Genomic DNA, 8,608 nt, shown 5'->3' on the forward strand with positions numbered 1-8,608 from the left:
CCCGCCAGGTCCCGCGCACCGCGGGTCGCGCCGCGCACCGCATCGGCCGAGACCTCCACGCCCACCGCCTCGATGCCGGCGGCGGCCGCGTGCAGCGCGAACCCGCCCACGCCGCAGTACAGGTCGGTCACCGTGGCCGCACCACGGTCGGTGAGCCAGTCGGTCACCTGCGCGTAGAGGGCCGCCGCGACGGCGGTGTTGGTCTGCAGGAAGGAATCCGGGCCCACGTGGAGCACCACCGGCCCCATCGGGACGGACAGCAGCGTCTCCTCGGTGAGTGGCACCTCCTGCGCACCGGAGAGGGTGGCCTTGTGCTCGGGGTGGATGTTGGCGCTCACCACCCGCAGCTGCGGCAGGTCGGCCAACAGGCCGGGCAGGTGCTCCCGGACCCGCTCCAACGGCCCGGTGGTGCGCAGCACCAGGCGCAGCATGAGCTCTCCGGTGGGGGAGGCGGTGAGCACCAGGTGCTTGAGCTCCCCGCGGCGGCGGGCCACGTCGTAGGGCGGCAGGGCAGCGCGGGTCACGAAGCGCGCGAGGCGGTCCAGCACGGTGGCCAGGGCCGCCTCGTGCAGGCCGCAGGTGCGCAGGTCCACCCCGCGTCCGTCCGCGTCGAGGATGCCCAGGGTGGGCGCACCCGCGGTGCCGCCCACCATCAGCTTGGCCTTGTTGCGGAAGCCCGCGGCGGCGCTCGGCAGCGGCTCCTGCCAGCCGTGGTCGGGCACCAGGGGGCCCAGGCGCTCGCGGACGGCGGCATCCTTGGCGGCCAGCTGGTCGGCGTAGGGCGTGCCCATGAGCGTGCAGGAGCGGCACCGTCCGGCGGAGAAGTGGCCGCAGTGCAGGGGAGGGGTCGAGCGCAGGTCCACGCCCATCACCCGTACAGCGCGGCGAAGCGGGCGAGCAGGCGGTGCGAGGCGGACACGTCCGTGGTGCGGGCCGCGGCCACGATGTCGGCCGCCTCCTCGGGGGCGAAGTAGCCGTGGTGGGCGTAGACGGCCACCCGGGCGGCCAGCCCCTCGGCGTCGAGCTCGGGGTGGAACTGGGTGGCGCGCACGTGTCGGCCCACGCGGACCAGCTGCACGGGGCAGGCCGCGGAGCCGGCCAGCACGGTCATCCCCGACGAGGGGGTGGCGACGGCCTCCTTGTGGCCCACCCACGCGCGGAACTGCCGCGGGACGCCCTCGAGCAGTGGGTCGTCGGCACCGGCCTCGGTGAGGGTGACGACCGGTGCGGCGAGCTGCTCCCCGTGCGTGGTGTCCACGGTGGCCTGCTGGTGGACGCCGAGCACGCCCATGCCGTAGCAGAGGCCCAAGGTGGGGAAGTCCGCCGCCACCACGGCGTCGAGCACCGCGGTCAGGTCGGCCTCCACCCGGCGTTGCACGGGGTCCTTGGACCCGGGCGGGTCGGAGACGGTGAACGGGCTGCCGCCGATGATCACGCCGGCCCACCGGCCGAGGTCCAGCCCCGGCATCGGCCAGGCTTCCAGGCGCCACTGCACGACGCGCTCCGGCGGGACCCCCATGTGGCGTGCCACCGCCTCGTGCTCCTGGTGGGCCAGGTCGTCCTCGGCGCGCGTGGACAGCAGGAGGAAGGGGAGCATCGCCCCATTGTGCGGCACACTGTGCACGCCCTCGAAAACCCGGTAGGAGACCCCCCCATGGCCAGCGCCCTGAACACCCACGTCGTCGAGGGAGGGGACGAGCGCATCGTCTTCCTCCACGGCCTCATGGGACAGGGACGCAACTTCCGCACCGTCGCCGGCGACCTGCAGGACTACGCGAGCTCCCTGCTGGTGGACCTGCCCAACCACGGCGCCTCGGAGCACACCGAGGAGTTCGACTACCGGGAGATGGCCCGCGCGGTGGAGGCCACCGTCCGCGAGACCTGGCCCGAGGGGGCGGTCAACGTGGTGGGTCACTCGATGGGGGGCAAGGTGGCCATGGCCGTGGCGCTGCTCTTCCCGGAGATGGTGGACCGCCTGGTGGTGGTGGACATCTCCCCGGTGAACAGCGAGAACGCGAGCGAGTTCAGCCACCTGCTGGGCTCCCTGCAGGCCCTCGAGCTGGATTCGATGGAGCGCCGCCAGGAGGTGGACGAGGCCCTGGCCGAGCAGGTGCCCGACTACACGACTCGCGCCTTCCTGCTGCAGAACCTCACCCGCACCGAGGGCGACCGCTGGAGCTGGAAGGCCAACCTGCCGATGCTGCTGGAGAACCTGCCGGTGGTCATGGGCTTCCCCGAGGAGCTGCGCGAGCGCCAGTTCGACGGTCCGGTGCTGTGGATCGCCGGTGGCGACTCCGACTACGTGCAGGAGGAGTACCGCCCGGCGATGGAGGAGCTCTTCCCCAAGGTGCGGCTGGTGACCGTGAAGGGCGCCGGGCACTGGGTGCACTCGGAGAAGCCGGAGGTCTTCCACCAGACGCTGCGCAACTTCCTGCTCGAGACGCTCACCTGAACCGGCGGCACCCGGCGCCGCGCGTGCCCCGGCCCCGCCCCCTGTCGCAGGGAGCGGGGCCGGGGCACGTCCGGGCCGGGCTACGGCGTCGGACCCGTCAGTCCAGCGTGGTGCGCAGCTCGTCCTCGCGGATGAAGCACAGCAGCACGGTGGCGATGAGGCCACAGGGCACCAGCCACAGGTAGATCGGCGTCAGCGCGTCGGAGTACGCACCCACGATGACCTCGCGGATCGGGCCCGGCAGGTGCTGGATGCGGTCGGGCGTCAGCGAGGACTCCGCACCACCGCCCTGGCCGGGCTTCATCGGCAGCCGCTCGGCCACCAGGTCGTGCAGGCGCTGGGTGAACAGCGAGCCCACGAGCGCCGACCCGAGGGTGGCGCCGATCTGGCGGAAGAAGTTGTTGGCGGCCGTCGCGGTGCCCACCTCGCGCAGCGGGAAGGCGTTCTGCACCACCAGCACGAGGATCTGCATCGACAGGCCCAGACCCACGCCCAGCACCGCGAGCGCGGCGCACACGTGCCACAGCGGGTCACCGACCTCCAGCAGGGAGAGCAGCCACAGACCCACCGAGATGATGGCCGAGCCGACGAGGGGCAGCGTCTTGTAGCTGCCGGTGCGGCTCACGCGGTTGCCCGCCCAGACCGACGTGGCGAGCATGGCGCCCATCATCGGGATCATGAGCAGGCCGGCCACCGTGGCGGACTTGCCATAGGCCATCTGCAGGTAGGTGGGCATGTAGCCCAGGGCGCCGAACATCGCGATGCCGATGAACAGGCCCGCCACCGTGGAGAGGGTGAAGTTGCGGTGGGCGAACAGGTGCATGGGCAGGATCGGCTCGGTGGCGCGGCGCTCCACGAGCACCAGCAGCACCCAGGCCACCATGGTGCCGGCGATCAGCCAGAGGATCTGCCAGGAGTCCCACGCGTAGGTGTGGCCGCCCCAGGTGACGGTGAGGATGAGGCCGGTGGTGGCCAGCGCGGCCACGACCATGCCGGCCCAGTCGATGGAGACCTTGGCGGGGGTGTGGGGCAGCTTGAGGAAGCTGACGGCGCCGAAGAGCGCGATGGCACCCAGCGGCAGGCTCATCCAGAACGCCCAGCGCCAGCCGGGGCCCTCGGTGAACCAGCCACCGAGCAGCGGGCCGGCCACCGAGGCCAGGGCGAAGACGCCACCCATGACGCCCATGTAGCGGCCGCGCTCACGCGGCGGCACCACGTCGGCGATGATCGCCTGCGAGAGGATCATCAGCCCGCCACCGCCGAGGCCCTGCACCACGCGGGACACGATGAGCCAGGGCATGTCCTGGGCCAGGGCGCCGATGACGGAGCCGGCCACGAAGGTGGTGATGGCCGCGATGAGCAGCGGCTTGCGGCCGATGAGGTCACCGAGCTTGCCGTAGACCGGCATCATGATGGTGCTGGCCAGGATGTAGGCGGTGATGACCCACTGCATCTGGTTCACGCCGTCGAGCTCGCCGACGATGGTGGGCAGCGCCGTGGAGAGCACGGTCTGGTTGAGGGCGGCCAGCAGCATCGCCAGGACCAGGGCGGCGAAGATCCAGCCGATGTGGCGCGAGTTCTCCTCGCGGCTGGCCGTGGCCCCGGGGGCCGGGCCGGTCGCTGGGTTCTCGGCGGGGGGCGTGTAGCGGGTCGCTGTCACTCGGGGCTCCTGAGCAGGTGGTGGAACAGGTCGATGCTGCGGCGCACCGCGGCGGGAGTGAGGGCCTCGCCGGGCACGTGGTCGGGGTCGGTGGTGGCGTGGCGCAGCACGGCGCCGGCGAGGCTGGCCCACATGCGCAGGGCGTGGGCCGGGCCGCCGGGTGCGTCGGCCAGGCGGGGGTCGTCGGCGAACCGGGACTCCAGGGCCGCGACGACGAGGTCCTCGGAGCGGGCCAGTGCCTGGAGGCGGAAGCGCCCCAGGGCGGGGTTGGTCTGGATCAGCTGCTTGCGCAGGGCCGGGGTGCCCTCCGGGGTGGAGGTGCGCATGGTGGCCAGCAGCAGCTCCGTGGCCTGGGCCACCGGGTCGCCGGAGGGGCCCATGCGCTCGAGCGCCTCGGTGGGGACGTGCGGCTCGGTGTAGCCGTAGACCGCCTCGTCCTTGGACGTGAAGTAGTTGAAGAAGGTGCGGGTGGAGACGCCGGCGGTGGCCGCGATGGCCTCCACGCTCGAGGCCGTGGCGTCGCCGGAGAGGGCGGCCTCGGCGGCGGCGCGGTGCAGGGCCGCCCAGGTCTCCCGGCGGCGCCGTTCGCGCAGCGAGGTGGGTCCCGCCGGATCGTTGGGAGGGGTGGAGGAGGGCATGGGTGCAATTCTTGCATGAGTGCAAGGTCTGCACGGGTGCAGGAATGTGAGTGATGCCTCACCAATGCGGTGGGTCAGTCACCTCCACCCCCACCGTCGCCGCCGCCGTCGCCACCACCGTCGCCGCCCCCACCGTCGGAGGAACCGCCGGCGTCACCCCATCCGCCGTCGGTCGAGCCGGACTCGACGAAGGCGTCCAGCCCGCCCCACCCGGCGACCGCGTCCCCGGCCCACGCCTCGTGCAGCCAGGAGGTGTCGCCCATCCATGCCGGGTCGTCGTGGTCGGACCCGTCCGTGGAGCCACCGGACACCACGCCGCCGTCCCCGCCGGCCTGCCGGGCGAGGCCGAGCTGTGCCTCCAGCTCGTCCGCCGCCCGGGCGTGGTGGCCGAGCACCACCGCCAGCGGCACGAGGGCGGCCGCCGCCGAGGCGGAGGCGGACCACCCGAGGGACATGCCCCCTCCTGCGCCGGGGTCGGACAGCGCCTCGTCGAGCGCCCGCAGGTGGCGCACCTGTTCCCGTCCGGCCGGCGTGAGGCGCGGGGCACCCCCGAGGCGGGAGATCAGCAGGAATCCTGCGAGCAGCACCAGCAGGCCGAAGAGGGGGACGGAGAAGGGCTCCGGCGCCAGGGACACGACCACGGCTGCCCCCAGCACGGTCAGGGGCGTGGCCAGGGGCCACCAGGTACGACGCAGCAGGCCCCGCTGGCGCAGGTCGCGACGTACCTGGCGTGTCACGCGCCGCAGCCGGCGCTGTGCCGAGCGGTCGGTGCCGGGCATGACCACGGCCTTCGGCGGGTCGCCGAACAGGGCGCGTACCACCGCGCCCGTGGTGGCCGGTACCGGGCGGATGAGGTCACGGGCGACGACCTCGTGCTGGCCAGAGGTGCCGCGCCGCACGTCCACCACGCCGCGCCGGGAGAGGTCCACCACCTCACCCACCACGCCCCGGCGGCCCCGGGGCAGCAGCAGTGCCGCCTCGAGGGGCGTGAGCGGTGGGGGCGGGGAGGCGAGGACCACGTGGGGCGGCACGGTGGCGTCGGGGCGGGTGGCGGCTCCGTCCCGGGAGCGCACGAGCCACTCCACCAGGACCACCACGAGCAGGGCGACGATCGTCGGGATCCAGTCCATCCCCCCGAGTGTGCAGGGTCAGGCACGCAGGGACGCACCCCGGGTCGGAGGTCCGGCGGCGTCGCCCACCGCCGCGGCGAGTCGCCCGGCCAGCTCCCGCACCGCCTCGGCCAGCTCGGGGCCCTCCAGCACGGTGAACGCGAACGGCAGGCGGGCCAGGTACTCCCCGGCGTACATGGCCGGGTTCTGGGTGGTGCCCCGGAGCAGGCAGCCTTGCGGGTGGTCGGTGAGCTCGCCCCACGAGCCGCCCACCCAGGGGGCCACCTCCTGGCGCGGGGCGTGGACCAGCACGGCCGTGGGGTACCGCCACCCGCGGCCCAGGTGCTCCTCGAGGGCGGCGACGGGGTCGATCTCGGCCGGCGGGGTGAACCGTTCGGTGGCCACCTGCGCCGCGGTCACGCGGTCGAGGCGGTAGGCGCGCACAGCGTCCACCCGCCGGGCGTGGCACAGCAGGTACCAGCGCCCGTGGCGGGCCACCACGGCGTGCGGTTCCACCACGTCGCGCAGCACCCGCCCGGACTCCGTGCGGTAGTCCAGCTCCACGCAGTGCGTGGTGGCCACGGCGCCCACGAGCAGGCTCACCACGGCCGGGTCCGGGCGGGCGGCCCGGCGGTCCGGGGTGGAGCCGGCCAGGTCGCGCACCGCGGTCGCCTCCTGGGACACGGCATCCGGCATGGCGCGCAGCAGCTTGGCCAGCGCCGCGCCCACCGGCTGGGTCTCGTCGCGGGCCTCGTGGCGGCCGTCGACCACGGCCATCACCAGGGAGAGCGCCTCGGTCTGGCTGAACACCACCGGCGGCAGGCGCACGCCGCGTCCCAGCCGGTAGCCGCCGCCGGGGCCGCTCGTGGCGCCCACCGGCACGTCCGCCTCCCGCAGGGTGGCGATGGTGCGGCGCACGGCGCGTTCGCTGACCCCCAGGTGCTCGGCCAGCTCGGAGGCCGTGACGCGGGGTCGACGCTGCAGGAGGTCCAGGGCGCGCAGGGCCCGGACGGTGGGGGAGTCCGAGGCAGGGCCGGGATGGGTGGGGCGCGCTGAGGCATCGGGCACGGGACCACTCTCGCAGACTTCGCGGACGCGAACCGTCCGGGAAGGGCCCTAGCGTGGGGGCATGGACGAGCACGTCGACGGAGTCGACCTCAGCGGGGCCACCCTCCAGCACGTCCGGGTGGCCGGGGCCAGCATGACCAAGGTCGACGCCAGCGGCGCCGACATCCGCGGGCTGCTCATGGAGGGCGCCCGCATCCGCGGAGGGGCGATCGTGCACACCCGCATCGACTGCGACGTGTTCGACCTCGTCATCAACGGGGTGGACGTGGCGCCCCTCATCGACGCCGAGCTGAACCGCCGCGACCCGGACCGGGCCCTGCTGTTCGCCACTGACCCCGACGGCATCCGCGCCGCGTGGGCCCGGTTGGAGGAGCTGTGGGAAGGCACCATCGAGCGCGCCCGCACCCTGCCCGGGGACCAGCTGCACGCCAGCGTGGACGGCGAGTGGTCCTTCGTGCAGACGCTGCGCCACCTCAACTTCAAGAACGCGGCGTGGGCCCAGCGCGTGCTGCGCGGCGAGCCCGACCCCTACGCGCCGTTGGACCTGCCGTGGGACGAGGCGCCCGCCATCGAGGGGTTCACCCCGGTGCGTGACGCCCGCCCGGGCCTGGGCGAGGTGCTGGCCGAACGGTCCCAGCGCTGCGAGCAGGTGCGGGCGGCCCTGCGGCCGCTCGACGATGCGGCGCTCGCCGGCACCGTCACGCGCGCCGAGCCCGGGTGGCCGCAGGTGGAGGACCTGCCGGTGGCCGAGGCGGTGCACGTGCTGCTCATGGAGGAGTACGAGCACCGGCTGTTCGCCGAGCGTGACCTCGACGCCCTCACCGGCGTCTCGACCTCTGCCGACCCCACCACCCCACCGACCTCCCAGGAGCCCTGACATGACCGCACCCACCCCGTCCACGGACGTCCCCGACCCCGCCGAGGCGCCCACCGGCACCACCGTGCTGCTGCTCGGCGGGCTGTGGCTCGACGAGCACGCGTGGGACGCCCTGCTCCCGCTGCTCGAGGCGGCGGACCTGCGCGCCCAGGTGGTAGCACTGCCGGGGGCCAGCACCACCGCGCCCGACCCCGAGGGCGTCACCCTCGACGACCAGCTGGGGGCCGTCCTGGCCACCATCGACGCCACGAGCCCCGACGGGCCGGTGGTGGTGGTCGGGCACTCGGCCGCGTGCACGCTGGCGTGGATGGCGGCCGACCGCCGCCCGGGCGCCGTGCGGCGCGTGGTGCTCGTGGGCGGCGTCCCCAGCACCGGCGGGGAGCAGTACGCCGCCTTCTTCCCCATCGAGGACGGGGTGATGGCGCACCCTGGGTGGGAGCCCTTCGCCGGCCCGGACTCCGACGACCTGGACGAGGCCGCCAAGGCCGACCTCCTGGACCGCGCCATCCCAGTGCCGCAGGGCGTGGCCGAGGCCGTGGTGGAGTACACCGACGAGGCGCGCTTCGACGTGCCCATCACCCTGGTGTGCCCCGAGTTCACCCCCGAGCAGGTGCGCCAGTGGCAGGCCGCCGACCCGATGCCGGAGCTCGCCGGGGCGCAGGTGGACTTCATCGACATCGACACCGGGCACTGGCCCATGGTCTCTGCGCCGCAGGTGCTGGGCGACGCCCTCGTGGAGGCCGTCCGCCGCTGAGCGCCGCCACACGCACGCAGCGGCCCCTCGACCACTCGGTCGAGGGGCCG

General features: G+C 74.1%; 9 protein-coding genes. 3 read left to right on the forward strand and 6 right to left on the reverse strand.

Features of this window, described 5'->3' with window-relative positions; translation table 11 throughout:
• Both HMPREF3099_RS10685 and HMPREF3099_RS10690 read right to left on the reverse strand, forming a co-directional pair.
• Positions 1–863 (reverse strand): class I SAM-dependent methyltransferase (locus tag HMPREF3099_RS10685; protein WP_141762133.1); only part of this gene is annotated, 863 nt, incomplete at its 3' end.
• 5 nt (positions 864–868) lie between these two features.
• A complete protein-coding gene (locus HMPREF3099_RS10690) occupies positions 869–1,597 on the reverse strand; it encodes a glutamine amidotransferase (RefSeq protein ID WP_070705983.1) in 729 nt (242 codons plus the stop codon).
• Between the two features lie 57 nt (positions 1,598–1,654).
• Between HMPREF3099_RS10690 and HMPREF3099_RS10695 the strand changes: the two genes are divergently transcribed.
• Positions 1,655–2,452, forward strand: a complete 798-nt coding sequence (locus HMPREF3099_RS10695) for an alpha/beta fold hydrolase (RefSeq protein WP_070705985.1) — start codon at positions 1,655–1,657, stop codon at positions 2,450–2,452.
• A 97-nt stretch (positions 2,453–2,549) separates the two neighbouring features.
• Here HMPREF3099_RS10695 and HMPREF3099_RS10700 read toward each other — a convergent pair whose 3' ends face one another.
• The 4 genes from HMPREF3099_RS10700 to HMPREF3099_RS10715 form a co-directional block, all read right to left on the reverse strand.
• Positions 2,550–4,112, reverse strand: coding sequence for an MDR family MFS transporter (locus HMPREF3099_RS10700; protein WP_070705987.1), 1,563 nt, complete (start codon positions 4,110–4,112; stop codon positions 2,550–2,552).
• Entirely contained in the window at positions 4,109–4,750 is a 642-nt protein-coding gene (locus HMPREF3099_RS10705) for a TetR/AcrR family transcriptional regulator (protein WP_070705989.1), read from the reverse strand. Before HMPREF3099_RS10705 ends, HMPREF3099_RS10700 begins: the two co-directional genes overlap by 4 nt.
• A 74-nt stretch (positions 4,751–4,824) precedes the next feature.
• Complete coding sequence (locus tag HMPREF3099_RS13635; RefSeq protein WP_070705991.1) at positions 4,825–5,880, reverse strand: DUF2207 domain-containing protein; 1,056 nt, start codon at positions 5,878–5,880, stop codon at positions 4,825–4,827.
• A gap of 18 nt (positions 5,881–5,898) precedes the next feature.
• Entirely contained in the window at positions 5,899–6,927 is a 1,029-nt protein-coding gene (locus HMPREF3099_RS10715; RefSeq protein ID WP_070705993.1) for a helix-turn-helix transcriptional regulator, read from the reverse strand.
• A 61-nt stretch (positions 6,928–6,988) separates the two neighbouring features.
• Between HMPREF3099_RS10715 and HMPREF3099_RS10720 the strand changes: the two genes are divergently transcribed.
• Positions 6,989–7,804 (forward strand): DinB family protein, encoded by an 816-nt coding sequence (locus HMPREF3099_RS10720; protein WP_070705995.1) that lies wholly within the window; start codon positions 6,989–6,991, stop codon positions 7,802–7,804.
• 1 nt (position 7,805) lies between these two features.
• On the forward strand, positions 7,806–8,558 hold the full coding sequence (locus HMPREF3099_RS10725; protein WP_168168524.1) for an alpha/beta fold hydrolase: 753 nt from the start codon (positions 7,806–7,808) through the stop codon (positions 8,556–8,558).
• The last annotated feature ends 50 nt before the right edge of the window (positions 8,559–8,608 follow it).

This window comes from Kytococcus sp. HMSC28H12, assembly GCF_001816045.1.
Lineage (GTDB): Bacteria > Actinomycetota > Actinomycetes > Actinomycetales > Dermatophilaceae > Kytococcus > Kytococcus schroeteri.